Annotated in this window: 25 protein-coding genes, 1 tRNA gene and 1 riboswitch; of the genes, 15 read left to right on the top strand and 11 right to left on the bottom strand. The window is 72.4% G+C overall.

The window, feature by feature from the left end; translation table 11 throughout:
• Positions 1–194: 194 nt before the first annotated feature.
• The 5 genes from P2F65_RS10820 to P2F65_RS10840 all read left to right on the top strand — a co-directional run bounded on the left by P2F65_RS10820 (position 195) and on the right by P2F65_RS10840 (position 5,223).
• Positions 195–623 carry a CBS domain-containing protein gene (locus P2F65_RS10820; protein WP_275806786.1) on the top strand — a complete coding sequence of 143 codons (429 nt, stop codon included), beginning with the start codon at positions 195–197 and terminating at the stop codon, positions 621–623.
• Between the two features lie 43 nt (positions 624–666).
• Positions 667–2,367, top strand: a complete 1,701-nt coding sequence (locus tag P2F65_RS10825; RefSeq protein WP_275806789.1) for a serine/threonine-protein kinase — start codon at positions 667–669, stop codon at positions 2,365–2,367.
• Between the two features lie 10 nt (positions 2,368–2,377).
• Entirely contained in the window at positions 2,378–3,886 is a 1,509-nt protein-coding gene (locus P2F65_RS10830; RefSeq protein WP_275806793.1) for a threonine/serine exporter family protein, read from the top strand.
• Between the two features lie 202 nt (positions 3,887–4,088).
• Positions 4,089–4,268, top strand: a riboswitch (cyclic di-AMP (ydaO/yuaA leader).
• 9 nt (positions 4,269–4,277) lie between these two features.
• Entirely contained in the window at positions 4,278–5,003 is a 726-nt protein-coding gene (locus P2F65_RS10835; RefSeq protein ID WP_275806796.1) for a transglycosylase family protein, read from the top strand.
• Between the two features lie 147 nt (positions 5,004–5,150).
• Positions 5,151–5,223, top strand: a tRNA-Thr gene (locus P2F65_RS10840).
• A 94-nt stretch (positions 5,224–5,317) separates the two neighbouring features.
• Here P2F65_RS10840 and P2F65_RS10845 read toward each other — a convergent pair.
• From P2F65_RS10845 to P2F65_RS10860, 4 genes are all read right to left on the bottom strand, one after another.
• Complete coding sequence (locus P2F65_RS10845) at positions 5,318–6,025, bottom strand: GAF and ANTAR domain-containing protein (RefSeq protein WP_275806798.1); 708 nt, start codon at positions 6,023–6,025, stop codon at positions 5,318–5,320.
• 94 nt (positions 6,026–6,119) lie between these two features.
• Positions 6,120–6,353 carry a hypothetical protein gene (locus P2F65_RS10850; protein WP_275806801.1) on the bottom strand — a complete coding sequence of 78 codons (234 nt, stop codon included), beginning with the start codon at positions 6,351–6,353 and terminating at the stop codon, positions 6,120–6,122.
• A gap of 8 nt (positions 6,354–6,361) precedes the next feature.
• On the bottom strand, positions 6,362–6,763 hold the full coding sequence (locus tag P2F65_RS10855; protein ID WP_275806804.1) for a hypothetical protein: 402 nt from the start codon (positions 6,761–6,763) through the stop codon (positions 6,362–6,364).
• A 268-nt stretch (positions 6,764–7,031) separates the two neighbouring features.
• Positions 7,032–7,295 carry a hypothetical protein gene (locus P2F65_RS10860; protein ID WP_275806807.1) on the bottom strand — a complete coding sequence of 88 codons (264 nt, stop codon included), beginning with the start codon at positions 7,293–7,295 and terminating at the stop codon, positions 7,032–7,034.
• Between the two features lie 444 nt (positions 7,296–7,739).
• On the opposite strand from P2F65_RS10860, the gene P2F65_RS10865 reads away from it, so the two are divergent.
• Both P2F65_RS10865 and P2F65_RS10870 read left to right on the top strand, forming a co-directional pair.
• Entirely contained in the window at positions 7,740–8,870 is a 1,131-nt protein-coding gene (locus P2F65_RS10865; RefSeq protein WP_275806809.1) for a CapA family protein, read from the top strand.
• Between the two features lie 63 nt (positions 8,871–8,933).
• Positions 8,934–9,950, top strand: coding sequence for an FUSC family protein (locus P2F65_RS10870; RefSeq protein WP_275806812.1), 1,017 nt, complete (start codon positions 8,934–8,936; stop codon positions 9,948–9,950).
• A gap of 7 nt (positions 9,951–9,957) precedes the next feature.
• On the opposite strand, the gene P2F65_RS10875 is transcribed toward P2F65_RS10870, so the two are convergent.
• The 3 genes from P2F65_RS10875 to P2F65_RS10885 form a co-directional block, all read right to left on the bottom strand.
• The gene (locus P2F65_RS10875; RefSeq protein ID WP_275806815.1) at positions 9,958–10,377 is read right to left on the bottom strand and encodes a GNAT family N-acetyltransferase; all 420 of its coding nucleotides are present in this window, start codon (positions 10,375–10,377) and stop codon (positions 9,958–9,960) included.
• A 25-nt stretch (positions 10,378–10,402) separates the two neighbouring features.
• On the bottom strand, positions 10,403–11,857 hold the full coding sequence (locus P2F65_RS10880) for an MATE family efflux transporter (RefSeq protein ID WP_275806816.1): 1,455 nt from the start codon (positions 11,855–11,857) through the stop codon (positions 10,403–10,405).
• A 215-nt stretch (positions 11,858–12,072) separates the two neighbouring features.
• Positions 12,073–13,206 (bottom strand): helix-turn-helix transcriptional regulator, encoded by a 1,134-nt coding sequence (locus P2F65_RS10885; RefSeq protein ID WP_275806819.1) that lies wholly within the window; start codon positions 13,204–13,206, stop codon positions 12,073–12,075.
• Between the two features lie 138 nt (positions 13,207–13,344).
• Here P2F65_RS10885 and P2F65_RS10890 point away from each other — a divergent pair, with 138 nt between their 5' ends.
• Positions 13,345–13,764, top strand: coding sequence for a Rid family hydrolase (locus P2F65_RS10890; protein ID WP_275806822.1), 420 nt, complete (start codon positions 13,345–13,347; stop codon positions 13,762–13,764).
• A gap of 39 nt (positions 13,765–13,803) precedes the next feature.
• Entirely contained in the window at positions 13,804–15,219 is a 1,416-nt protein-coding gene (locus P2F65_RS10895; protein WP_275806825.1) for an FAD-binding oxidoreductase, read from the top strand.
• A 94-nt stretch (positions 15,220–15,313) separates the two neighbouring features.
• Here P2F65_RS10895 and P2F65_RS10900 read toward each other — a convergent pair whose 3' ends face one another.
• Positions 15,314–15,856 carry a DinB family protein gene (locus P2F65_RS10900; RefSeq protein WP_275806828.1) on the bottom strand — a complete coding sequence of 181 codons (543 nt, stop codon included), beginning with the start codon at positions 15,854–15,856 and terminating at the stop codon, positions 15,314–15,316.
• Positions 15,857–16,081: 225 nt separating this feature from the next.
• Between P2F65_RS10900 and P2F65_RS10905 the strand changes: the two genes are divergently transcribed.
• The 3 genes from P2F65_RS10905 to P2F65_RS10915 all read left to right on the top strand — a co-directional run bounded on the left by P2F65_RS10905 (position 16,082) and on the right by P2F65_RS10915 (position 19,382).
• Positions 16,082–16,501 (top strand): YciI family protein, encoded by a 420-nt coding sequence (locus P2F65_RS10905; RefSeq protein WP_275806832.1) that lies wholly within the window; start codon positions 16,082–16,084, stop codon positions 16,499–16,501.
• A gap of 114 nt (positions 16,502–16,615) precedes the next feature.
• Positions 16,616–17,926 (top strand): RNA polymerase sigma factor, encoded by a 1,311-nt coding sequence (locus P2F65_RS10910; RefSeq protein WP_275806835.1) that lies wholly within the window; start codon positions 16,616–16,618, stop codon positions 17,924–17,926.
• Between the two features lie 142 nt (positions 17,927–18,068).
• A complete protein-coding gene (locus P2F65_RS10915) occupies positions 18,069–19,382 on the top strand; it encodes an HNH endonuclease signature motif containing protein (RefSeq protein ID WP_275806838.1) in 1,314 nt (437 codons plus the stop codon).
• A 114-nt stretch (positions 19,383–19,496) separates the two neighbouring features.
• Here the strand turns inward: P2F65_RS10915 and ligD are convergent, their stop codons facing one another.
• Positions 19,497–20,492 (bottom strand): non-homologous end-joining DNA ligase, encoded by a 996-nt coding sequence (ligD, locus tag P2F65_RS10920; protein WP_275806841.1) that lies wholly within the window; start codon positions 20,490–20,492, stop codon positions 19,497–19,499.
• A 206-nt stretch (positions 20,493–20,698) separates the two neighbouring features.
• Here ligD and P2F65_RS10925 point away from each other — a divergent pair, with 206 nt between their 5' ends.
• From P2F65_RS10925 to P2F65_RS10935, 3 genes are all read left to right on the top strand, one after another.
• Positions 20,699–21,586: a glycerophosphodiester phosphodiesterase family protein gene (locus P2F65_RS10925; RefSeq protein WP_275806844.1), complete on the top strand. Its 888-nt coding sequence runs from the start codon at positions 20,699–20,701 to the stop codon at positions 21,584–21,586.
• A 154-nt stretch (positions 21,587–21,740) separates the two neighbouring features.
• Positions 21,741–23,072, top strand: coding sequence for a 4-aminobutyrate--2-oxoglutarate transaminase (gene gabT / locus P2F65_RS10930; RefSeq protein ID WP_275806847.1), 1,332 nt, complete (start codon positions 21,741–21,743; stop codon positions 23,070–23,072).
• Positions 23,073–23,077: 5 nt separating this feature from the next.
• Positions 23,078–23,875: an SDR family NAD(P)-dependent oxidoreductase gene (locus P2F65_RS10935; RefSeq protein ID WP_275806850.1), complete on the top strand. Its 798-nt coding sequence runs from the start codon at positions 23,078–23,080 to the stop codon at positions 23,873–23,875.
• 33 nt (positions 23,876–23,908) lie between these two features.
• Here P2F65_RS10935 and P2F65_RS10940 read toward each other — a convergent pair whose 3' ends face one another.
• Together P2F65_RS10940 and P2F65_RS10945 are read right to left on the bottom strand one after the other, a co-directional pair.
• A complete protein-coding gene (locus P2F65_RS10940; RefSeq protein WP_275806853.1) occupies positions 23,909–24,673 on the bottom strand; it encodes an SDR family NAD(P)-dependent oxidoreductase in 765 nt (254 codons plus the stop codon).
• A 6-nt stretch (positions 24,674–24,679) separates the two neighbouring features.
• The gene (locus tag P2F65_RS10945) at positions 24,680–25,849 is read right to left on the bottom strand and encodes an acyl-CoA dehydrogenase family protein (RefSeq protein WP_275806856.1); all 1,170 of its coding nucleotides are present in this window, start codon (positions 25,847–25,849) and stop codon (positions 24,680–24,682) included.
• Positions 25,850–25,912 lie beyond the last annotated feature (63 nt).

A 25,912-nucleotide genomic window follows, 5' to 3' on the forward strand; every position in this document is an offset into this window, starting at 1 on the left:
AGGATCATCTCCAAGGTGCTGCGGGTGCGGGCACGCGCTGAGGTCCCCAGGCACGTGCGAAGGTTTCCTCAACCCTATGCCGAGCCTTCCTGACCTGCACCAACGACAGATGTCCTAGCCGTCCCCCGCGTGCTGCCTCCCGTCCTGCCACAGTTTCCCTAGCGCCGTCCCCCGGTGCGGTCTACCGTCGGACCATGAAGATCTCGGATGTTGTGCGCCGCAAGGGCGACACGGTGGTCACGGTGCGACCCGACGACACGGTCCAGCAGCTGCTCGCGCTGCTCGGCGAGCATCGCATCGGTGCGCTGGTGGTCAGCGAGGACGGCGAGCACGTCGCCGGCATCGTCAGCGAGCGGGACGTCGTCTGGCGGCTGGCGTCCGACGGCGCCAGCATCCTGGAGGCGACGGTCAGTGACATCATGACCACCGACGTCAAGACCTGCGACTTCGAGGACCACCTCGAGGACCTCGCCCTCACCATGACCGAGATGCGCATCCGGCACGTGCCCGTGGTGGTCGATGGCAAGCTGCGCGCCATCGTCAGCATCGGCGACATCGTCAAGAACCGCATCGACGAGCTCCAGTCCGAGCGCGACCAGCTGGTCGGCTACATCCAGCAGTGAGCCGCTCTGACGGCTGACAGGGAGTCGGCCTAACGTAGGCGCCATGACGACGGAGGCGATCGGCGGCGGCGACGGCTCAGTCGGCCTGCCCGGGAGCGGGCGCGTGGGCCCCTACCGCCTCGTGCAGCAGCTGGGCGAGGGCGGCATGGGCGTCGTCCACCTCGCGCTCGACCGCAGCGGCCGCGCCGTCGCGCTGAAGCTGCTGCGTCCGCACATCGCCCACGACTCCGACGCGCGGTCCAGGCTCGCGCGCGAGGTGGAGGTGCTGGGCCGCGTGCAGGACCCGCGGGTGGCGGCGGTCATCGACGCCGACCTCGACGGCGAGCGGCCCTACGTCGTGACCCGCTACGTGCCCGGGCCCTCGCTCGACGAGGTGGTCAAGGAGCAGGGGCCGCTCACCGGCCAGGACCTGTTGCGCCTGGGCCGGGGGCTCGCTGCGGCGCTCGACGCCATCCACGCCGCGGGCGTCGTGCACCGCGACCTCAAGCCGGCCAACGTCCTGCTGCTCGACGGCGACCCCGTCGTCATCGACTTCGGCATCGCCCACATCGCCGACGACGTGCGCCTCACCATGACCGGCCTGGTCATGGGCACGCCGGGCTACCTCAGCCCCGAGGTGGTCGAGGGTGCGCAGGTCACCGAGGCCACGGACTGGTGGGGCTGGGCAGCCACCCTCGCCTTCGCAGCCTCGGGCACGCCACCGTTCGGGCGCGGCCCCATGGACGTCGTGCTGAGCCGGGTCAGCCGCGGGGAGGCCGACCTCTCCGGCGTCGACCCGCGGCTTTCGCCGCTGCTGTATGCCGCGCTGTCCCCGGACCCGCGCCGGCGCCCCGACGCCGACGAGGTCGTCGAGGGGCTGGAGCGCTACGCCGCCGGCAAGCCGGCCACGAGGGCGCTGCCCGCGGCGGCGCCTGCGCGGCATACCCAGGTCATCGACCAGCGGGCGACCCGGGCGTGGGAGGAGCCGCCCGCACTGGGCCCGCTGTCCCTGCCCGTCGACCACGAGCCCTACGAGTGGCAGGCGCCGGTGGACGACCGCAGCGTGCTCGCCCACTGGGACCCACCGCAGGCGCAGTCCGACGAGGTCTCCGACTGGCAGGCGGCGTGGGACGCCGACCCCAGCGAGCCCGACCCGCGCATCGGGCGCCCGCAGCGCAGCGGCACGCTGCTCGCGCTGCTGCTCGGCGTCGTCGCCGTCACGGCCACCTGGCCCGTCGTCGGTGCGGTCCTGGTCGTGCTCTGGTGCTGGACCGCCCGCACGGCGGAGCGCTCGGTGACGTCTCTGGTGATGCGGCGCCACCACCGGGGCCGGCGGCGCAGCGACGTGCCGCTGGCCGTGGCGGCCAGCCCCTGGCACCTGGTCGTGGGGGCCCTGGGGACGCTCGGCGGCCTCCTGCTGCCGCTCCTGGTCGGGGTCTCTGCGGTCTTCAGCACCGCGCTCGCGACCGTTGCCGTGACCGGGGGCTCGCCGGAGCCCAACGCCGCCGTGCCCATCGCCGTGGGTGGCCTGCTCGCTGCCCTCGTGGCGTGGTGGGGACCAGGGGGAGCAGCCCTGCGTCGTGGCACCCGCAGCGCCGTGCGCGGCCTCGCCCCGGGCGCCCGGGGCGCGCAGGTGGCGGTGCTGCTCGGCCTGGTCGTGGCGGCCGGGCTCGCCCTGTGGTCCTACCAGCGCGCCGGCGCTCCGTTCTGGTGGCCGTGGCAGGCGCCCTCGGAGATCTGGGCAGGGGTGGGCCCGCCCCGATGACGAGCCGCCGATGACGGATGTTGCCGAGGGCCCTGCCAGCCAGTCGAGCCTGCCGGAGCGGCGGGCCCTGCCGCGCCGTCCGCGGGTGCCGCGGGGCCTGTGGCGGGGCGAGGAGCTCACCGAGACCCTGCCGATCGCCGACTCCCTGCGCCTGACGCCCTACCGCAACCCCCGCGTGCTCGCCGCCGCCGCGGAGGAGCGGGAGGCCCGGGCCTCGCTCGACCTGGCGCTGCGGGTGGGGGAACTGATGCTGCGCTGTGGGGCGGGCGCGCCGCAGGTCGAGTCGAGCGTCACCGCCGTCGCCGCCGCGGCCGGCCTCGACAACCTCGAGGTCGACATCACCCTGCAGTCGCTGCTCGTGCAGTGCACGACCAGCTCGGGCGGCCAGATCACCATGCTGCGCGTCGTGCGCTCGGCGACGCGCGACTTCGCCCGGCTCGTCGCCGTGCACGAGTTCGTCGAGAACCTCGTGGCCGGCAGCTACGACCGTGAGGCGGCCGCGGCGCGGTTGCGGGAGATCCGGCGGATGCCACGGTTCTGGCCGCGCTGGGTGGTGCACGGCTCGATGGGGGTGCTGTCCGCCGCGGTCGCGATCATGCTCGGCGCCTCGCTGTCCGCCTCGCTCGTCGCAGGCGTCTCGGCCGTCTTCGTCGACAGCACAGCCCGCAGGCTGGGGGCGCGGGGCCTGCCCGAGTTCTACCAGTGCGCGATCGGCGGGTTCATCGCCACGGCCATCGCGTGGGGCGCGTTCTCCGTGGGGGCGGCCGGCGCGCTGCCGGTGAGCTCTGCGGACTTCGCCTACATCGTGGCGGGCGGCATCGTGGTGCTCCTGCCCGGGCGGACGGTCGCCTCGGCATTCGAGGACGTCATCTCGGGCTACTCGGTGACAGGAGCCGGCCGCATGTTCGGCGTGCTCCTCACCACGGCGGGCATCATCCTGGGCGTCGCCGCCGCGCTGTCGATGACGCTGAAGCTGACGGCTGCCCTCGACCTGTCGCTGGCCTCGCCCAGCATCCTCGAGCTGAGGGCGACCGACGCGCCGGTGGTGCTCGGTGTGCTCGGTGCCATCGTCGTCGGCCTGGCGGGCGCCGTCTCGCTGCGCTCGCGGCGCGAGCTGGTCCTGCCGACAGGCCTGCTCTGCGGGGCAGGGGTGGGACTGTCGCTGGTCGTGAGCCTCGTGCCCGGCCTCGGAGCGCTGACGGCAGCAGGCCTGGCCAGCATCGCCCTCGGGTTCGTCGGGCGGCTGGTGGCGCTGCGGATGGGGGCACCGGCCATGGTGCTCGTCGTGCCCGCGTCCTACGGCCTCCTGCCGGGTCTGGCCATATTCCGGGGTCTCTACGAGATGGTGACGCACGCGTCGGCAGACGCCGGCAGCCTCTCCCTCCAGGGCGGCATCACGACGCTGTTGGGGGCGTTCGCGGTCCTGCTGGCCATCGCCACCGGGACCACGCTCGGTGAGCTCCTCGGCGCGCCGTTCGACCACCGGATGGTCCAGAAGCGCCGGGCCCGACGGCGGTGACGTCGCGGCGCGACACCGCGCCCGCGGCATACCCGGTCAAAACCTGCCGAGGCGGGCCGCCAAAAGATCACGAACGGATTACGGCGAACTGCTTGTCGCGATTCGACAACCCCCGGTACCGTCTTCGCTTGGCACCGATTGCCGCCGGGTTCAGCGCCTTTCTCCCGGGTCTCACAACTTCACACAGCACACCCAAGCACGCACACCCGCAGCGCCTAACCTCGTCCGGCGGGTGTTTCGCCGGGAGATCCCCGGGCAGGACGAGGGTGGGGGAACCAACTCGGCCCGCTCCGGCGGGCCTTGGGGTGAAGCCGGTCCGCCGGCCGGGCGCCTGACAGCCCGAACCCGACAGCTCACCTCTTCGGCGCACGTCAGGAGAGGATCCCCGCGCATGTTCTATGCCCCGAAGCACTCCGCTCGGAAGCAGAGCCCCGTCCGCCGGCGCATGGCCGGCGTCGCTGTTGCCGGAGTCGCCACCGTCGGCGCCGGCCTCGCCACCGCCTCCGGCGCCCAGGCCGGCACCGTCTGGGACCGCCTCGCCAGCTGCGAGAGCGGCGGCCGGTGGAACATCAACACCGGCAACGGCTACTACGGCGGCCTTCAGTTCTCGTACAGCACGTGGAAGGCGTTCGGCGGCCAGCGCTACGCCTACACCGCCGACCGCGCGAGCAAGGCCCAGCAGATCATGGTCGCCCAGAAGGTCCTCCAGGTGCAGGGCCCCGGCGCCTGGCCGCACTGCAGCGTCGTCGCGGGCCTCACCCGCACCAACGGCGGTGCCGTCAACGCGGGCTCGACCGTGGCTGCCTCGCGGTCGAGCGCACGCACCGCGGTCCCGGCCCGCTCCACCAGCTCGACGGGGAAGCTGGCCGTCGACGGCATCCGCGGCCCCCTCACCAACGCCGCCATCGAGCGCTGGGTCGGCGGCTCGGTCAACGGCAGCCTCTCGCGCACCGACATCCAGCGCCTGCAGCGCCGGGTCGGCTCGGCTCCCGACGGCATCATCGGCCCCAAGACGGTGCGCGCCCTGCAGACCACGATCGGCGCACCCCGCACCGGCGCCCGCTACCTCGACCGCGACACCGTCCGCGCCCTGCAGCGCTACCTGAACGCTCGCTGACGCCTCGCGCGCTGGCCGAACGGGGTCCTGCCCACCTCATCGTGGGCAGGACCCCGTTCGTATGCCGTGCGCCGACCCTGTGGGTTGCGGGCACCGGCGGGTGTGCCGGGTACGATTTCGGCGATCCCGCGGCATCGGTGCGGGCTCGCCGGCGTGGCGCAATTGGCAGCGCACCTGTCTTGTAAACAGGTGGTTAGGGGTTCGAGTCCCCTCGTCGGCTCTCTGGCCAGCGACGAGGTGCCTCCCCGCGCCCGCTGGGACCGGCCCACCGGGCTCCCCCGGATGCTGGTGCAGCACGGGACGGGCGATGAAACTCAGCCGAGCTGCTGCCGGTGGGCGGTGTTGATCCGCTCGGCGAGGGCAGCGAGCTTGGTGTTGGTCCGGCTCGAGGCGCTGCGCAGGATGGCGAAGGCCTCCTCGTCATCGACCGAGTGGGCGGCCATCAGCAGCCCGACCGCCTTCCCGATCTCACGGTTGCTGTCCAGTCCCCGGCGCAGGCTCTCGACACTGGACAGGTGCTCGGCGGCCGCGAGCGCCACCGAGGTGAAGGCCGCCAGCATGGCGCCGACACCGACCGACTCCTCGGTCAGGGCTCCCGGGGTGTCGGAGAAGATGTTCAGGGCTGAGCGTCCGCCGGCTCCCTGCTGGAGCCTGAACCCGAGCATGCCGCGGATCGGCGTCCTGCTCAGCGTGAGCTCGGCGAGGACGGGCCACGTCGATGACGAGGCGATGTCCTCGTCGCGTTGGACGGAGTCCCCGACGATGCTGTCGAGGCACGGCCCCTCCTGTGCCTCGCTCTCCAGGCTGTCCATGAGGCGCGCCACGGCATCACTGGCCGCGAGCGTGCGCAGCCGCATGCCCTTCTCCAAGGTGGAGATGCAGGCGTGATCGGCTCCCGGCACGATGTCGAGCGCTGCGCGGCAGATGGCGTCCAGGACCTCTTGGGAGCTGGATCCGGTGTAGACGAGCTCGGCGAGGGAGGCGAACGCCTCAGTGGACTCGCGGGGGATGGGCTCCTGCATGCGTCCAGTATCTCCGGCCAGCACGGTCGAACTGCGCGGAACCACCCCTTGGACCCGGACCGTCGAGGACGGCCCGGGTCCAAGGGGGCAGGTACTAGGCAGCCCCGGGCCGGGGCGCGACCGCGGCTCCTCCGCAGGGCTCCGCCGGCCCGCTGCCGTCGTGCCCGCTGCCGTCGTGCCCGCTGCCGTCGTGCCCGTGAGACGTCTTCTCGGCATGGGCCTCGATGGACACCTGGGCCGTCCAGACGTGACCGTGGTTGCAGGCGAACAGCACCTCCCCGCCGCTGACGAAGATGCTCAGGTCGCCATCGTCGTCGGTGTGCTTCATCCGCGTGGTCATGGCGCGGCCGCGGCGTGTGCGCCGTGGGAGCGCGACAACCCGAACGCGTCCGGGTAGAGCGTCTGGGCCTTGCTCAGCAGGTCCTGCTCGCGGCTGGTGCTCAGCACGCCCTCGAGCTTCTGCTGGGTCCGCTTGACCTCGGTCATGGCCTGGGCGGCCTTGGCCTCGGCGTGCTCGCGACCGGCGGCTCCGAACCAGTAGCCGAGCGCGGTGGTGAGCAGCGGCAGGACGACCAGCAGGACGTCCTTGGCCCGCTGGTAGGTGTCGAGCACGTGCCCTTGGCCGTCCCACGTGGGGACCGACGAGATCTGGCCTGCGACGGCCAGGAGCCAGTAGGCGGTGATGACGAAGAGGATTCCCGTGATCATCGCCCTGATGTACATCGCTGTTCTTTCCATGGCACCCCCCTGGTTGCACGCTCAAGGCTGCACCCACTTCAGTAGGCCGTAACTCATGCAAATGCATGAGGGACGGTCAATTTTTGGTATCAGTGCCTTCGTTTGAGTTTCTTCCTGTCCCTTTGAGGGCTCTTGTGTCGAGAGTCTGCCCGGTGGTCGCGGTCGCGCTGAGACGCGGCGCGCGGTGCGGCACGGGTGCGCGGCGCGGCATACACGCAGCCCTTCGACGAGAAGGCGGGTCCCCCTGGACGGTGTGCTCGGACGTGCGTCAGTCGAAGCCCAGCGCCCTCGGCAGGGCCGGGCCGAAGCGGCGGACCAGCTCGGCATAGCGCTCGTGCTCCACGGACAGCTCCTCGAGCTCGTCCTCGGTCTCACCCACGTCGGTGTCCGGGTGCCGCGTCGGCCCCACGCCGGGCTCGATGGAGACCGGCGCGGTCCACGCGTGGCCCCTGTCGCAGGCGAACAGCACGAGGTCCCCGCTGACGAACACGCTCAGCTCGCCGTCGTCGTCGGTGTGCTTCATCGGGGACACCACAGAAGACTGCTCCGCACCACCTCCTGCGCGCACCCAGCAAAATGCGCAGGCACTGTCGCCGCGAGGCGAGCCGGTCTACCCTTGGTCCTGCGGGCGCATGGCCCGTTCGGTCGAGGCGTACTAGGCCTAAGCGCGCAGAACAGGGGAGGTCGTCATGGCGGAGGCAGCCGCGGAAGCCGCTCCCCAGCCTCGCTCCCGACTCCACGACCGTCTGGCCGGATGGTGGTCGCACTGGCTGGGCCGGCACGCGCCGCTGATGGACGACCCGGGGCTGGGTCGCCTCGACCGCTTCGACGGGGTCGCGCCCGGCAGCGAGAGCCCCGCGCGACGCGACCGTCTCGGCGGGTCCGGCGCTTCCCCGGACCTCCCGGGCAGGAGCACCCGCTAGCCGCATGACCTCTGGCCCTGCGCAGATCCGCCCGGGGCACGTAGTCAGGAGGCATGGCGGCAGGAGGCATGGCGGCGGAGCTCCGACTCGTCCTGGCCGGCGACGTCATGACGGGCCGGGGGATCGACCAGGTGCTGCCTCACCCCGTACCGCCCGAGCTGCACGAGGACTACGTGCACGATGCCCGGACCTACGTCGCCCTCGCCGAGCGCGTCAACGGCGCGATCCCGCGGGCCGTCGAGCCCACCTGGCCCTGGGGTGAGGCCCTGGCGGCCATGGACGGTTTCGGCCCGGCGGTGCGGATCCTGAACCTCGAGACCAGCGTCACCGAGAGCGCGGACTGGGCCCGCGGCAAGGCCGTCACCTACCGGATGAGCCCGGCCAACCTCGACGTCGTCGCCGTCGCCCGAGCGGACGTGTGGGCGCTGGCCAACAACCACGTGCTGGACTACGGCCGGTCCGGCCTGCTGGAGACCCTGCGCGTCCTGGCCGGCGCCGGCCTGCGCACGGCCGGTGCCGGGCAGGACGAGCGCGACGCCTGGCGGCCGGCCGTCGTCGAGTGCGGCGGAGGCCAGCGGGTGGTCGTGGTCTCGGTCGGCGACACCTCCAGCGGGGTGCCCCCGCAGTGGGCTGCCGGGCCGGGACGGCCGGGTGTGGCGCTGCTGCCCGACCTCGGCCGGGGGACGGCTCACCGGGTGGCCGAGCGGCTGCTCGAGGGCGGCCGCCCCGGCGACCTGCGCGTCGTGTCGATCCACTGGGGAGGCAACTGGGGCTACGAGGTCCTGCACGAGCACCGTCGTTTCGCCCACGCCCTGGTGGACGCCGGGGTGCACGTCGTCCACGGGCACTCCTCGCACCACCCGCGGCCCATCGAGGTCTACCGGGGAGGGCTGGTGCTCTACGGGTGCGGTGACCTGGTCAACGACTACGAGGGCATCGGCGGCTTCGAGGCCTACCGCGACGACCTGCGGGCGCTGTACCTCGCCCGCCTCGACCCGGGCGCCGCCGGGGTGCTCGGGCTGAGGCTCGTGCCCCTGGTCGTGCGGCGGTTCCGGCTCGAGCGGGCGTCCCCCGACGACACCCGCTGGCTCGGCGACACCCTCAGCCGGGCCGGGCGCTCTGTGGGGACCGCCCTCGGCGTGGCCGAGGAGGCGGACGGCCCGGTCCTGGACGTGCGCTGGTGACCGAGGCCGTCTGCTTCTGGACACCTGTGCGACCCTTGAGCTGCCCCCACAGGGAGGAATGCCGTGCCGCGCACAGGTCAGCTCGCGGGCCTCGACCTGCTCCACTTCCGTCCGCACGCCGGCGCGCACCGGGTGGCCCTGCGGGCCGGCACCTGCGTCTTCGTTCCGCTCCTCACCGTGGCACTGGTCGGGCGCCCGGAGTGGTCGATGTATGCCGCGTTCGGCGCCTTCACGTCGCTGTACGGGCGCAACCACGTCCACCTGTCGCGCGCTGCGATGCAGGCGTCCGCCGGAGCGGTGCTGGTGGGCGCCGTGGTGCTCGGGGTGGCCGTGGGGACCCTGCCCAACGCGGCGTGGGTGGCCGTGCCGGTCGCGGCAGCGGTGGCCGCACTCGCCTCGGTGCTCGCTCGAGCCCAGGACTGGCACCCGCCGGGCTCGCTCTTCGTGGTGTTCGCCTTCGGGGGATGCGCCTCGGTGCCCCACACGTCGGCCGACTCGCGGCCCGCCCTGCTGGTGTCGGGGCTCTCTGCGCTCTTCGCCCTCGCCGTCGGGGCGGTCGGGGGACTCGCCCGCGGTGACCGCGCGCAGCCGTCGCGCGTGCGGCTGCACCGGTCGTGGCTGCCGCTGCAGGACGCCGTGGCCGCAGGGGTCGCTGGTGGCCTCGCCACCGCCTCGGGGATCGGCCACCCCTACTGGGCCACCGTCGCTGCCGTGGCTCCGCTGTCGGCGCGGGGCCTGCGGGGGCAGCTGGCCAGGGGGATCCAGCGGGTCGTGGGCACCCTCCTCGGGCTCGTCACGAGCGCGGTCCTGCTGAGCCTTCACCTGTCGGGGATGGCGCTGCTCACGGTCATCGCGGCGCTCCAGGTGGGGGCCGAGCTGCTCGTGGGCCGCAACTACGGGGTGGCGATGCTGGTCATCACCCCGCTCGCCCTGCTGATGGGGCAGGCAGCCGACGAGCAGCCCGTCGCCCAGCTCCTGTTCGACCGCGGGGTGGAGACCGTGATCGGCAGCGCGGTCGGTCTGGCCCTCGTCCTTGGCCTCCACCTCCACCGTCGGCGCCGCGGCGCCGCGCGCAGGTGAGGCCGACTCAGCCCCGGCCCGGACGCAGCACCTGCCACATCCCGACGGTGTTCTCCGCGACGAACCCCTCGCTGGCGTACAGGCCCTGGCCGTCGGGGGTGGCGAAGAGGCCGACGAAGCAGTCCGCGCCGGCGATCTGCATCACCTGGTCGCGCAGCCGGGCGACGACCTGCCGCCCGAGGCCGCGGCGCTGGTGGTCGGGGTGCACCGCGACGTCCTGGATGTAGAAGTAGAAGGCGCCGTCACCGACGACCCGGCCCATCGCGACGGGACCGCCGTCGGGGTCGTAGGCGACCACGCCGCACACCGAGCCGGCCAGGGACGCCGGCACCGACTCCCAGTGGAAGTCGTCGTGCCAGCCCACGGCGATCGCGAGCGCGCCGTGCTCCTCCACCGTCGGCACGGCGTCGACGAACCGGTAGCCCATGTCTCCTCCTCGGGTCCAGGCGGTCTCAGACGCCCGCGGGCATCTCGGCCGGCGGCGTCGGGAGGACGCCCTCTGCTGGTGCGGCCACGCTGTCCTCGTCGTGACCGGTGCGGGCGAGCACGTCCCAGCGCAGGCGGCGGGCCCGCCACGTGAAGACGGCCAGTTTGGCGACCTCCTCGACGACCCGGGCGACGAACACGCCGAGCACGCCAAGCGGGGTGTGCAACCCGAGCAGCACCGCGAGGGGCAGGCCCACCACGAAGGCGCCGACGACGTCGCCGATGATCACCCCGCGCACGTCGTTGCCGCTGGGCAGCACGCCGGCGCCGAGGATCATGTTGCGCACCTTGACGACCTGGAACACCGCGTTGACGGCGATGCCGAGCATGGCCATCGCGCGCACGTCGTCCCCGGCGTCGCGGAACAGCGGCTCGAGCAGGAGCACGCTGGCACCGAAGAGCACACCGAAGAGGGCTCCGGTGCCGATTCCCGCGCGCGTCAGCCGGTTCACCCACCGGGCCGCCCCGGCGGCGTCGCCCTGGCCGACCGCCCGGCCGACCAGTGTCGTGGTGGCACTCATCAGCCCGATGCTGCCGACGATGAAGACCCCCTCGAGCGTGTGCACGATCTGAGCGGCGGCCAGGGCCTCGTCACCGAGCTGCTGGAACACCACGTTGTAGAGGAACGTGCCGCCGGTCCAGAACAGCTCGGTCACCCCGAGCGGCAGGGCCAGCACGAACAGGGGCACGACCACCCGACGCCACTCGGCACGGTCGACCGGCAGGCGCCACGACACGACCCCGCGCGAGCCGTAGGCCATCGACACGAGGATGCCGGCCTTGGCCGTGGCGGTCACCAGCGTGGCCCACCCGGCGCCGGCGGCACCGAGGGCCGGAGCCGGCCCGGCACCGGTGACGAGCGTCCAGGCGAGGGCCGAGTTGGCCAGCACCGTGACCGTCGTGGCGACCATCGGGCTGGCCGGCCGCCCCACCGAGCGCAGGACGCCGCTGAGGATGGCGCTCAGCATGGTCGGCAGGGTCGCGAGGGCGATGAGCCGGAAGTAGTCGGTGCCCGCTGCGGCCACCGTCGGCGACGCGCCGGTCAGCGTGAGCAGGTGGTCGGCCCACAGGAACGGCAGCACGGAGGCGACCAGGCCGAGGGCACCGGCGACGAGCACGGCGGCGGTGACGGTGTGGTTCACCTCGGTGCGGCGCCCGGCGCCGAAGGCCCGCGCCACCAGGATGCTCACCGACGTCCCCAGGCACCCCAGGGTGATGATGAGGATGAAGGACAGGCTGTTCGCGAAGCCGACCGCCGCGATCGCGGTGGCGCCGAGGGTGCCGACCACGACCTGGTTGACGAAGTTCAGCACCAGCATCAGCACGAACTCCGCGCTCACCGGCACCGCGATCTGCACGATCTCCCGCCGCGGCGTGACCACGGCCGGGGAGCGGCGCGCGGACAGGGTGGGGCGGCGCATGGCAGTGCCTTTCAGAGAGGAGAGGGGAGAGGCCCGGGACGGACGCCGCCGTTGGCGCCGCGGGCAGGAGAGATGTTACGACCCGGAACCGACGGCCCGACACCGCTTTTCTTTGGGAGGCACGGTCGGGGCGCGGTGGGCAAGGCAGCGGTATGCCGCGGGAGCACGGCGCGCACACGGCATACCGCTCGTGGGTGGTGTGCGTCCCGCGCGGGTCAGCCGCCGCAGAACCACCCGGAGGGGCCGAGGTCGGCGCCCATGCGCGGGACGTACTGGTCGAAGTAGATGCGGGCGATGAGCTCGCGGCGGCTGCGCACGTCGGCCTTGTCGAAGACGGACTTCAGGTGGTCCTGCACGGTGTAGGTCGACACGTGCATCGTCGCGGCGATCTCCTTGGTGTCGACGCCCTGCAGCACCAGCTGGGTCACGTCGCGCTCGCGCTGGGTGAGGTCGAAGGCGGAGACCACGAGCGGCACGATCTCCGGCGGCCTGGCCTCCTCGATCGTGACGACCACGTCGCCGCTCACGCCGTCAGGGCCCATGAGCGGCGTCGCGTGGAGCACCAGCCACATGCCGCTGCGAGAGCGGACCCGGCTGCGCGGGGGCACTCTGGTCTCGCCGCGGGCGTAGCGCCGGGCCGCGGCCACGAGCGAGGTGATGATGCCGGTCCAGGTGGCGTTGTGGGTCGGGCTCTCGAGCTCGACGAGCCGCTCCTCGGCGCCGAGGCTGGTCTGCCGCACTTGGTCGTCGGCGCCGATGATGAGCACGGCGGGGCCGGCCGAGGCCGGCGGCGGGCCGGCGGTGGCGAGCCGGGCGAGCAGACCGGTGCGCACGCCGGCGGCGAAGGCCGCCGAGAGCGAACCGGCGAAGTCGACCTCGTCCTGCGTGAAGGGGTCGCTGCCGGGGTCGCGGAACAGCGCGGCGCCACCCCAGACCGAGCCGCCGTCGCGGAAGACGACCCGCAGCTCATCGGTGTAGCCGAAGTTCGGTTGCATGAACTCGCGCATGCGCTGCGACCGACTCACGTCGCCACCAGTGGCCGCGTGCACCCCGACCGACCGGGTGCCGGCGCGGGAGAGCTCGGTGAAGGTCGTCTCCTCGACGGAGCCGTACTCGATCAGGCCCCACTCGTGGTCATGGCTGTCGCGGCCCTGCAGGTCGCCGAACTTCCGCGTCCCGGTGAGCAGCTCGGTGCTCGGGTCGACCGTCGCGAGGCAGGCGGCCACGTGGGGCACGGCGCGGTGGAGGGACTCCACGGCCTCGGAGAGGAAGGTGTCGAGGTCGAGGCCCGCGCGGGCGACCACTTCGACGTCACGCCGCACGCGCTCAGCGGTCAGTGCGCGGCGCATGGCGCGAGTCTGACGGATCGTCCCCGTCGCGGGAATCCCACAAAAGTGGGGGATCCGCGATCCCAGATGCCGGGGGAGGGGAACTCCCCCCGGAACAGGGATGGCCGGGCGGCCCGCCGAGCCGCGACCGTGGTGGGCGTGAACAGCCCGACCACCGCGATGACGCCCGTCACGCCGAGCACCTGGACCGCCTGGTCCCGGGCGCTCGGCTACGACCAGGGGCAGCTGCGCGCTGCCCCGCGGGCAGTCCTCACGGTGGCAGCGCAGGGACCGTCGGACTCCGTGGGCCGCCTGGTCCACGACGGCGACCCTGCCGCGCAGCTGGCCCTGGCCCTGGCCAACCTCGAGGCCGTGCTCGCGGCTGGAGGCATGGCGCCGGCCGACCTGGCTCAGCTGCGGGTCTACACCACCGACATGGACGCCACGCTCGACGTCTGGGACACCCTCGCCGAGCGACTCGCGGAGGTGGGGGCGAGCCCGCCCACCACCCTCGTGGGCGTCTGCGCCCTGCCGGTGCCCGGCATGACGGTCTCGATCGAAGCCGTCGCCATCCGCTGACCACCCAGCAACACGACACCACCACACGAAGGAAGCACGATGAGCATCGAGACGACCCTCGATCACCCTGCACCCTCCCTGCGAGCCGAGGCCCTGCGCGGCCTCTGCGGCGGGGCCGTCCACCTGCCCGGCGACCCCGGCTACGAGATGGCCCGTATGCCGTGGAACGTCGCCGTCGACCAGCGGCCGGCTGCCGTCGCCTTCCCGCGCAGCGCGACCGAGGCGGCCGAGCTCGTGGTCTGCGCTGCACGAGCCGGCCTGCGGGTGGCCCCCCAGAGCACCGGCCACGCGGCTGGCCCGCTCGCCGAGGGCTCGCTCGAGGACGTCGTCATCGCGCGCACCTCCGAGATGACGGAGGTGACCGTCGACCCCTCCGCACAGACGGTCCGGGTGGGCGGCGGTGTCCTGTGGCAGCAGGTCGTGGAGGCGGCCGCACCGCACGGGCTCGCCGCGCTGCACGGCAGCTCGCCGGACGTGGCGGTGGCCGGCTACGCGCTCGGCGGCGGCATCGGCTGGTACGCCCGCAAGCTCGGCCTCGCCACCAACAGCATCCTCGCCGTGGAGATCGTCACGGCTGACGGGCAGGTCAGCCGGGTCGACCACGACAGCGACCACGACCTCTTCTGGGCCGTCCGCGGGGGCGGCGGCAACTTCGGCCTCGTCACCGCGCTCGAGCTGCGGCTGTACCCCATCGCCGACGCCTACGCCGGCATGCTCCTGTGGGACCGCCAGCACGCCGACGTGGTCGTCCGCGAGTGGGCCCGCTGGTCGGCGTCTGCCCCCGACGAAGTGACCACCTCGCTACGGGTGATGAGCTTCCCGCCCATGCCGGAGCTCCCGGACTTCATCCGCGGCCGGCAGCTGGTCGTCATCGACGGTGCGGTGCTCTCCGACGACGGCGCCGCGGAAGAGCTGCTCGCGCCCCTGCGGGACCTGGCTCCGGAGATGGACACCTTCGCGCGGGTGCCGGCCGCGGCCCTGTCGCGGCTGCACATGGACCCGGAGGGCCCGACCCCCGCCGTCTCCGGGTCGATCATGCTCGACGGGCTCCCCGCGGAGGCCATCGACGCGTTCCTCGCCGAGGTGGGCCCGGGCTCGACGTCGACGCTGCTCGCCGCCGAGCTGCGCCAGCTCGGCGGAGCCCTGGGCCGTGTCCACCACGGCGCGGGCGCGCTGCCGCGACTCGACGCGGCATACGCCGGCTTCTTCGTGGCCATCGCCGCCACGCCCGAGATGGCGGCTCAGGGGCTCCTCGACGCCAAGCGGCTCGAGGCGGTCCTGGCGCCCTGGTCGCGCGGGCGGTCGTTCCTCAACTTCAGCGAGGGGCGGGTCGACACGAGCACGGCCTTCGACCACGACGTCTGGGTGCGCCTCGGCAACGTGCGGGCCAAGGTCGACCCCGACGGCGTTTTCGTGGCCAACCACCAGATCCCGGCCGCGCGCGGGGGTCGCTGACGGGTGGGGCAGGCCGGGGCGCGCGGGGGCGCGTCCCGGCCACCTCGGTGTCGCGGCCTCCCTCGCGGCCCTGGCCGTGGCGGCTGTCGGGGTCTCAGGCGCTGGGAGTCGCGAACGACAGCTGCGCCCGGTGGAACCCGTAGTGCTGGGTCGGGTAGTGGAAGACGTCCGCGACCGTCATCCACGGCGTGAAGAACGGGTCCCACTGAGGGGGGAAGGGCATGCCGCGGTGCAACGTCGACACCGGCAGGGCGTCGAGCGAGCGGTGCAGCGAGGCGAGCGTGCGGTCGAGCTGGCCCAGCATGCGCCGCCGGTTGAAGACCAGCGCAGCCGCACACGTGCCGAGGTAGTTGACGACGTGGAAGGGGCGAGCGGCCGCGTCGAGGGCCGTGGAGAAGCCGGTGCCGACAGGCCTCGGCAGGCGGCTCACCACCCGCACCAGCGGAAGCAGCGCGCGCACCACCATGTAGCCGAAGACCATGTGGAAGAGCAGCTGCTCGTTGGTCCACCTCGTGCCGGTCGAGCCGCGCTCCAGGTCTGCGCTCGAGGCCGCCGCCAGAAGGCGTGCCAGGTCGTCGCGCGCCCACTGCATCTCGGCGTGCAGGCCGGCCCGGTCGACTGCGGGAACCGACTGCATCGGCCACCTCCCTCGGCGTCTTCGACCGCGTGTCCCGGGCTCGTCTGGGGTCCCAGGCTCGTCTGGGCTCGCCTTCCGGGCTCGTCTCCAGTCTGCGGCGCGGTGCCGGAGAGAATCCTGAGAAAGTCTTGGGGTCGGGCTGTCGATTCGCGGCTGCGCCGTTCGACGTGAGGGTAGAGGCTGGGCCGGACGGGCACCGGCCACCACACGAGAGGAACGGACGACATGCGCTACATGGTTCTGGTGAAGGCGACCCCCGAGTCCGAGTCGGGCGCCATGCCCTCGGAGGAGATCTTCGAGGCGATGAACACCTACAACCAGGAGCTCGCCAAGGCGGGCGTGCTGGTGGCGGGGGAGGGCCTGCACCCCTCGACGGAGGGCGCGCGGGTGCGCTTCGACGGCAAGGACCGCACCGTGCTCGACGGCCCGTTCGCCGAGACCAAGGAGCTCATCGCCGGCTTCTGGATCTTCGACGTGAAGTCGAAGGAGGAGGCCGTCGAGTGGGTGCGCCGAGCGCCGATGCAGGAGGGTGAGCTCGAGATCCGCCGGGTCTTCGAGGCCGAGGACTTCGGTGACGCGCTGCCCGAGCACATCAAGGAGTGGGAGGCGCAGGAGCGGGCCCGGCAGGAGGCTCGCCAGTCCTGACACCACCTCTGGTATGCCGGTGGGTCGCCTGTCGTGGGCGGCCCACCGGCACGTTGTCCCCGGGCGATGACCGGTCGGTTGCCACGGCGCGGGCGGGGCTGGTTGGTTGGTGGCGTGGAGGAGCCCCGTGACCTGGAGCCCCGTGACGAGAAGGCCTGTGAGGTCCGCCGCAGGGTGGAGGCGGTGTGGCGCATCGAGTCTGCGCGGGTGGTGGCCGGTCTGGCCCGGGTCACCCGCGACGTCGGGCTCGCCGAGGACTTCGCGCAGGACGCGCTCGTGGCGGCGATGGAGCAGTGGCCTGCGGAGGGTGTGCCCGACAACCCGGGGGCCTGGCTGCTGTCGGTGGGCCGGCGCAGGGCGGTCGACTGGTTCCGACGACAGGAGACCCTGGCGCGCAAGGAGGTCGAGCTCGGCAGGGTGCTCGCGCTGTCGCTCGCGTCAGGTGATCTCCCTGGGGTCGCCGCCTTCGCGGCGGTCGAGGAGGACATCGAGGACGACCTCCTGCGGCTCGTCTTCACGACGTGCCACCCCGTGCTCGCTCCCGAGGCGAGGGTCGCGCTGACGCTCCGGTTGCTCGGCGGGCTCACGACAGGGGAGATCGCGCGGGCCTTCCTCGTGCCGGAACCGACTGTCGCGCAGCGGATCGTGCGCGCGAAGAAGAAGCTCGCGGCGGCCGATGTGGGGTTCTCGGCGCCGGTGCCGTCGGAGTTCGCCGAGCGCCTGGGGTCCGTGCTGGAGGTGGTCTACCTCATCTTCAACGAGGGGTATTCGGCGACGGCTGGGTCGGACTGGCTGCGGCCGGAGCTGTGCCACGACGCCCTGCGGCTCGGGCGGGTGCTGACCGGACTCCTCCCGCGCGAGTCCGAAGTGTGGGGCCTGTTGGCACTCATGGAGATCCAGGCCTCGCGGGCGCGTGCCCGGTTGGGCCGTGACGGTGCACCGGTGCTGCTGATGGACCAGGACCGTGGGCGGTGGGACTGGGCGGCTGTAGGGCGTGGGCTCGCGGCTCTGGGAAAGGCGGAGTCGCTCACGGACTCCCTTGGCCCGTATGGCATCCAAGCGGCGATCGCCGCCTGTCACGCGCGTGCCCGCACGGCTGAGGAGACGGAATGGGCGCGCATTGCAGCGCTGTACGGGCTGCTGGCCCAGATGACCAAGTCGCCTGTCGTGGAGCTGAACCGCGCTGTTGCCGTCTCCATGGCGTCGGGTCCGGAAGCGGGTCTGGCTGTGCTGGAGGGGCTTTCGAGTGAGAAGTCGCTCGAGGGGTACCACCTGGTGCCCGGGGTGCGGGGTGACCTCCTTGCGCGGCTGGGGCGTTCGGTGGAGGCGAGAGTCGAGTTCGAGCGGGCGGCCGGGTTGACGCAGAACGAGGTGGAGCGGCAGGTGTACCTGAGTCGGGCGGAGGCCTTGTCCACAGCGCCGTAGCCGTCGTCACGCCGTCCACAGGTCGTCGGTCTGCGGTTGCGCTCATCGAGGTCGTATTCCGTCGAATTCCGTTGCGCGGCAATGGCTTCCGATGACGTCGCGCTCGGTTGGGCTGTCGGCGGTCCCCTCTACTGTTGTCGTCATGGAGGGGAGCCCGGCTCAGCCGCTGAGCATCTCTGAGCACCGCGAGCGGATCGCGGCGGCTCACTCCTCGCTGTCCGCGCTGGGTGACGTGCTGTGGCAGGTGCCCTCGGGCGGCGGTCCCGACGGCCTGGCCGGTCTGCTGTCGGAGGTCGATGCGCTCAGTGTGGCCTGCGGCACCGCGATGGTGGCGGTGGTCGGTGAGGCCATGGACCGGGGTGAGACCTCCGGGGGTCCGGCGGCGATGTCGATGACCCAGTGGGTGCGCCACCACGCGCCGTCGACGAGGGCCGGTGGCGCGGGGACCATCGTCAGCGTCGCGCAGGCGTTCCACAAGCAGGTCAACGCCCCCGTGAAGGAGGCCCTCGACGCGGGCCGGCTGCCGGTGACGTCCGCGGCGGCGGTGGTGTCCGAGTTCGAGAAGCTGCGGCCGCTGCTCGCCGAAGGCGCCGAGCCGCACGTGCTGGAGGGGCTCGTCGGCCTGGCCGCCGAACAGGGCCCACGGGCCTGCCGGCAGCTGCGCCCGGCGATGCTGGCCCGCTACGGGCTGAACGATGTCCTGCAGGACCAGCAGAACCTGGGCAAGGCGTTCGTCTCGCTGTCCCAGCCGCGGGACGCCGGCGCCGACACCTTCGAGTACCGGCTGACCCTCGACGTCGAGGGCAAGGCAGTCCTGGAGGCGGCGTTGGGGCCGTTGTCGGCGCCGAAGCCGGTCGACGGGGAACGCGACCTGCGCTCCTCGGACCGGCGCCGCGGCGACGCCCTGGTGACGTTGGTGAGGCGGGCGGTCGCGGCCGGGGACGAGGTCGGCAGGACCAACAAGACGACCCTGCTGCTGACCATGGACTGGGAGTCCCTGCGCGACGGGCTCGGGGCGGCGACCACCCTGGGCGGGCTCGACGCCGGCACCCACCTCGCCCCCGAGACGGTCCGGCGGCTGTGCTGTGACGGGTCGGTCGTCCCGATCGTGCTCGGCGGCAAGGGTGAGGTCGTGGACTGGGGCCTGGAGAAGCGGTACTTCACCGATGCCCAGACCAAACGGCTCTGGCTGCGCGACGGGGGCTGCACCTACCCGGGTTGCGACGCGCCGCCGCAGTGGACCGACGCCCACCACCTTGTCCACTGGGCAGACCTCGGCCCCTCGGACCTCTCGAACGCTGCACTGCTGTGCGAGCGGCACCACACGATCGTGCACACCCGCCGCCACGCCGGTCGGGTCGTCAACGACACCGACGGGGAACGGGTCGAGTGGGACCTCACCCGCGGCTCCTACGACGCGCTCCTCGCGAGACGCGCCGCGCAGGAGCCAGCGTGACCCCGCCCCACACCTCGCCGGAGACGGCGGGGCCACAGGCATGTCCAGCGGTTGCCGCTGACGGCTGGCCCGGCGCAGCCCGGCGCCATACCCCGCGGCGAGCGAGGGGAGCCCTCAGCGCTTCGCCGAGTCGTTGCCCGTCTCGTTCGGGCCGCCGGGGTCCTCGACGCCCTCCCGCTCGTCGCGGTCGGCCCACTCCAGCAGCGGCCTGATGTCGAAGACGGCCTCGTCGATCCCGGCGTGGAGGTCGCCGAGGGCGGCATACCGCTCGGGCACCGTCGCGATGGTGAGGTCGCGCGGGTTGGCGTCGTCGACCTCGTCCCAGCGGATGGGCGTCGAGACCGTGCCCTCGGGGTTGCCGCGCACGGAGTAGGCGCTGGCGATCGTGTGGTCGCGGGCGTTCTGGTTGTAGTCGACGAACACCAGCGACGGGTCGCGGTCCTTGCGCCACCAGGTGGTGGTGACGTCGTCGGGGGCGCGACGCTCGACCTCGCGGGCAAACGCCAGCGCCGCGCGCCGCACGTCCTTGAACCCCCACTCGGGCCTGATCCGCACGTAGACGTGCAGGCCGTTGCCGCCCGACGTCTTCGGCCAGCCGGTGGCACCGAGCTCGTCGAGCACCTCGTGGGCGACGTGGGCGACCCGGCGTACGCGGTCGAAGGGCGCCTCCGGCATCGGGTCGAGGTCGATGCGCCACTCGTCCGGCTTCTCGGTGTCCGCGCGCCGGCTGTTCCACGGGTGGAACTCCACCGTCGACATCTGCACGGCCCAGATCACGTGCGCCAGCTCGGTGACGCAGAGCTCGTCGGCGGTGCGGTTGTACCGCGGAAAGTGCACTCGCACCGTCTCGAGCCAGGGTGGGGCGCCGTGCGGCACGCGCTTCTGGTGCACCTTCTCGCCGGCGATCCCCTCCGGGAACCGGTGGAGCATGCACGGCCGCTCGCGCAGCGCGTTGACGATGCCGTCGCCGACCGACAGGTAGTAGTTGACGAGGTCGAGCTTGGTCTCACCACGGGCAGGGAAGTAGACGCGGTCGGGGTTCGAGATGCGCACGTCGCGGTCGCCGACCTCGATCTCGATGGCAGGCGACGAAGCCTTGGAGGGCGCCATGCGCCCCAACCTAGACCGCGGATGCCGTGCCGGCACCCGATCCCTCCTGGTTCCGGGCGCATCGACCGGACCCCAAAGCCCTCGACCCGACTGGTCGCCGACCCCCTGCCGCCGCGTCACCCCGTGGTCACCTCGGCGCAAGGTGCGCACGGCAGCGTGCGAGGTGCAGGACCAACCGAATCGCCCTCACCTTCAGGAGACCGACCGTGCGCCATCCGCGCCTGCACGTCCTTGCAACCACCGCCGCCGTCGTCACCCTCACCGTGTCCGCCGCTCCCGCGTCGGCGGCTTCGGTGTCGGAGGAGCCCGACATGGTCCGTGTCGTCAACGTCGCCCACCGCGGCTCCAGCGCCGAGGCCCCGGAGAACACGCTGGCCGCCTTCCGTCTCGGCATCGAGCAGGGCAGCGACCTCATCGAGAGCGACGTCCAGCGCTCCAAGGACGGCGCCCTCGTGCTGATGCACGACACCACGTTGACCCGCACGACCGACGTCGAGCAAGTCTTCCCCGACCGCTCACCGTGGCGGGTCAGCGACTTCACCCTGACCGAGATCAGGCGGCTCGACGCCGGCTCGTGGAAGTCGCCGGAGTTCGCCGGTGAGCCGGTGCCGACCCTGGCCGAGATGGTCGAGGTGGTGCGCCCGAGCCGCTCCGGCATCCTCATGGAGATCAAGGCGCCGCACCTCTACCCTGGCATCGAGGCCGAGGTGGCGGACGAGTTCGACCGGTTCCCCGGCTACGTCGCTTCGGCCACGGCGGCCGACCGGCTCGTGGTGCAGAGCTTCGACTGGGAGTCGATGCGGCGCTACAAGCAGGAGCAGCCGGAGGTCCCCGTGGGCCTGCTCGGTACCCCGAGCCCGTCACAGCTGCCCGAGCTCGCGCTCTGGGCAGACCAGATCAACCCCAACTTCCGCAGCTTCGACGCCGCCTACGTCGCACGGGTGCACCAGCTGGGCATGGACGTGCTCACCTGGACCGTCGACGGGGAGGCCGACATGGGGGCCGTCGTCGACCGCGGCGTGGACGGCGTCATCACGAACCGCCCGAGCGTCCTCGAGGACGTGCTGCGCGACCGGCTGGCCAGCACCGCCTGACCCGTCCGATCACGCCTGACCCCGCGCCGGCGCTTCCCAGCGGGCAGGCGATTCCCGGACATCACGGACACGCCTCGCCGGCAACGCTCGACAGGGTGGCAGTGACGTTCCTGCCGCCCTGTCGACGCGTCTCGCTGCCGCCTATGATCGAGCGGTGATCGAGCAGAAGCGTGTCCTCACCACCGCCATCCCCGGCCCCAGGTCGCAGGCCCTGCACGAGCGCAAGCTCGCCGCGGTCTCCGCGGGTGTCGGCACCGGGCTCCCGGTGTACATCGAGAAGGCCGCCGGCGGCATCCTCGTCGACGCGGACGGCAACCAGCTCATCGACTTCGGGTCGGGCATCGCCGTCACCACGGTGGGCAACGGCAACCCGCGGGTCGTCGAGGCGGTGCAGCGCCAGATCCAGGACTTCACGCACACCTGCTTCATGGTCACGCCCTACGAGGAGTACGTCCTCGTGGCAGAGGCGCTCGCCGAGCTGACCCCCGGCGACCACGCCAAACGCTCGGCGCTGTTCAACTCCGGGTCCGAGGCCGTCGAGAACGCCGTCAAGGTGGCCCGTCACTTCACCGGCCGCCAGGCCGTGGTCGCGTTCGACCACGCCTACCACGGGCGCACCAACCTCACCATGGCGCTGACCGCGAAGAACATGCCCTACAAGCACCGCTTCGGGCCGTTCGCCAGCGAGGTCTACCGCGTGCAGATGGCCTACCCCTACCGCTGGCCCACCGGCGCGGAGCGCTGCGCCGACGAGGCGTTCGAGACGTTCGTCTCCGACGTGCACGCCCAGGTCGGCGAGGACAACACCGCGGCCGTGATCCTCGAGCCGATCCAGGGAGAGGGCGGCTTCATCGTCCCGGCTCCCGGCTTCGTGAAGAAGGTCGCCGACTGGTGCCGCGAGCACGGCATCCTCTTCATCGCCGACGAGGTGCAGACCGGCTTCTGCCGCACCGGCGACTGGTTCGCCTCCGAGCACGAGGACGTCGTGCCCGACCTCATCACCACCGCCAAGGGCATTGCCGGCGGTATGCCGCTCGCGGCGCTCACGGGGCGCGCGGACGTCATGGACGCCATCCACACCGGTGGCCTGGGCGGCACCTACGGCGGCAACCCCGTGGCCTGCGCCTCGGCGCTCGCGGCGATCGAGACGATGAAGGCCGACGACCTGTGCGGCCGGGCCAAGGCGGTCGAGGCGCTCTTCGTGCCGCGACTGCAGGCCCTCGCCGAGAAGTACGGCGTCATCGGCGACATCCGTGGCCGTGGAGCGATGCTCGCCGTCGAGCTGGTCAGCGACCGGGAGAAGAAGACGCCGGATGCCGACCTCACCGGGCGGATCAACAGGTACTGCCACGGCGAAGGCCTGGTGACCCTGACCTGCGGCACCTTCGGCAACGTCTTCCGTTTCCTGCCCCCTCTCGCGGCCTCCGACGAACTGCTCTCCGAGGGCCTCGACATCCTCGAGGACGCCTTCGCGAACTGCGTCTGACGAGGGTGTTGCTGCCCGCGTCGTTCGACCTCACCGGCCGCGTCGCGGTCGTCACCGGGGCGGGCAGCCCCACCGGCATCGGGTATGCCGCCGCACGCCACCTCGGCCTCCTCGGCGCCACCGTGGTGCTCGGCGCCACGACCGACCGGGCGCACGAGCGGGTGGCCGAGCTGGTGGCCGAGGGCATCGCGGCGCACGGCTTCGTCGGTGACCTGACCGACCCCGCGACCGCCGAGCGGTCGGTGCGACAGGCCCACGAGGCCCACGGACGCGTCGACGTCGTGGTCAACAACGCGGGCATGGTCTCGACCACGGACCCCGACTATCTCGAGGGCGACCTGCTCGTCACGACCCCGCAGCGCTGGGCGGAGTCGCTGCGGCGCAACCTCGACACCGCCTACCTCGTCACCCGCGCGGCCCTGCCCCTCCTGCGCGAGAGCGGCCGGGGCCGCGTCATCACGGTCGCCAGCGTCACCGGCGCGGTGATGGCCATGCGGGGTGAGGTGGCGTATGCCGCGGCCAAGGCGGCGCTGGTCGGTCTCACCAGAGCTCTCGCCGTGGACGAGGCGCGGCACGGCATCACGGTGAACGCCGTTGCGCCGGGCTGGATCTCGACAGGCTCGCAGACCGAGCACGAGATGGCCGAGGGGCTGGTGACACCCAGCGGTCGCTCGGGCACGGCCGACGAGGTCGCCTCCGCCATCGCGTGGCTGGCCACCCCGGGCGCCGCCTACGTCAACGGCCAGGTGATCGTCGTCGACGGCGGCAACTCGGTGGCAGAAGAGCGCGCCCTGCCCCGCTGAGGCGGGACAGGGCGCGGTGGAGGGGATGGGCCGTCAGCGCGGCGGCATCCGCAGGGCGCCGTCGAGGCGGATGACCTCACCGTTGAGCATGGGGTTGTCGACGATGTGGGCCACGAGGCTGGCGTACTCGTCGGGCGAGCCCAGGCGCGACGGATGCGGCACCTGCGCCTCGAGCACGGCCTTCACGTCACCCGGCAGGCCCGAGAGCATCGGCGTCTCGAACGTGCCCGGCGCCACGGTCATCACGCGAATCGCCTTGTCCGCCAAGTCGCGAGCGGCGCTCAGGGTGAGGCCGACGACGCCACCCTTGCTCGCGGCATACGCGGCCTGGCCGATCTGGCCGTCGTAGGCGGCGATCGACGCGGTCATGACGATGACACCGCGGTCTCCGTCGACGGGCTCGTTGTCGAGCATCGCGGCGGCGGCGAGGCGAGCGACGTTGAACGTGCCCACGAGGTTGATGTCGATGACCGTCTTGAAGTCCTCCAGCGGCAGGGGTCCCCGCTTGCCGACGACCCGGCCGGGGGTGCCGACGCCGGCGCAGTTGACCGCGATCCGCAGGGTGCCCAGCTCGCGCGCGGCGTCGACGGCCGCCTGCACCTGCGCCTCGTCGCGCACGTCGGCCGGCACGAAGCGCACCCGGTCACCCAGCTCCTCGGCGAGGTCCTTGCCGGGTGAGGACGGGAGGTCGAGGATGACGACCGCTGCTCCGAAGGCGTGCAGGCGGCGGGTCGTCGCCCCGCCGAGGCCTGACGCTCCACCGGTGACGAGTGCGACGGTGTTTTCGTTGATCTGCAAGAAGATTCAGCCTTTCAGGAGCTGGCGGCTGATGACGAGCCGCTGGATCTGGTTGGTGCCCTCGAAGATCTGGGTGACCTTCGCCTCGCGCATGAAGCGCTCGAGGGGGAAGTCCTGGGTGTAGCCGTAGCCGCCGAGCACCTGGACCGCGTCGGTGGTCACCTTCATGGCGGCGTCGGTGCAGATGAGCTTGGCGACGGCCGCCTCCTTGGAGAAGGTGCGTCCGGCGTCGCGCAGCCGCGCTGCGTGCAGGTAGGTCGCCCGAGCTGAGGTGACGGCGGCCTCCATGTCGGCCAGCAGGAACGCCAGCCCCTGGTGCTGGCCGATGGGCTTGCCGAACTGCTCGCGTTCGTTGGCGTAGGTGGCTGCTGCATCGAGCGCTGACTGTGCGAGACCCGTTGCAGCAGCGGCGATTCCGAGCCGCCCGGAGTCCAGTGCGGAGAGGGCGATGGCCATGCCCTGCCCGCGCTGCCCGACGAGCCGGTCGGCGCCGACGGTGACGCCGTCGAAGTGCACCTCGCTCACGGTGTCGCAGTGCAGGCCCATCTTCCGTTCCGGCGTGCCGAAGGCCAGGCCCTGCGCGTCGCCGGGGACCACGAAGCAGGACAGCCCGCGCCCGCCGTCGTCCGACGTCCGCACGAACGAGGTGTAGAAGTCCGCGTGGCCGGCGTGCGAGATCCACGACTTGGTGCCCTTGATCCGGTATGCCGTGGGGCTGGCCTCGTCGTCCGGCGTCGCCCGGGTGGTCATCGCTGCGACGTCGGAGCCGGCCGACCGCTCGGAGAGGCAGTAGGCGCCGAGCTGCTCGCCGGAGAGCATGCCCGGCAGCAGGGCCGCCTTCTGCTCGTCGGTGCCGAAGGTGGCGACCGGGTAGCAGGTGAGGCCGTGCACCGAGACGCCGACGGCCACGCTCATCCAGGCGGAGGCGATCTCCTCCACGACCTGGAGGTAGACCTCGTAGGGCTGGTCACCGCCGCCGAGCTCCTCGGGGTAGGGGAGCGAGAGGAGGCCGGCCCGGCCGAGGGTGCGGAACACCTCCGTCGGCAGGGCGGGCGTGGTGGCGGCCGCGCGCTCGGCCTCGTCGACCCGCGGCCGGAGCTCCTTGTCACAGATCTCACGGGTCAGGTCGATGAGGTCCTGGCCGTCCTCGGTGGGCATGATCCGTGTGGCTGGCATGGCGTCAAGGGTAGTAGTAGGACGTCCTAGTTCCTGACGTCGGCGTGGACCGGGCGGCGCAGC

The organism is Knoellia sp. p5-6-4, from assembly GCF_029222705.1.
Taxonomy (GTDB): domain Bacteria; phylum Actinomycetota; class Actinomycetes; order Actinomycetales; family Dermatophilaceae; genus Pedococcus_A.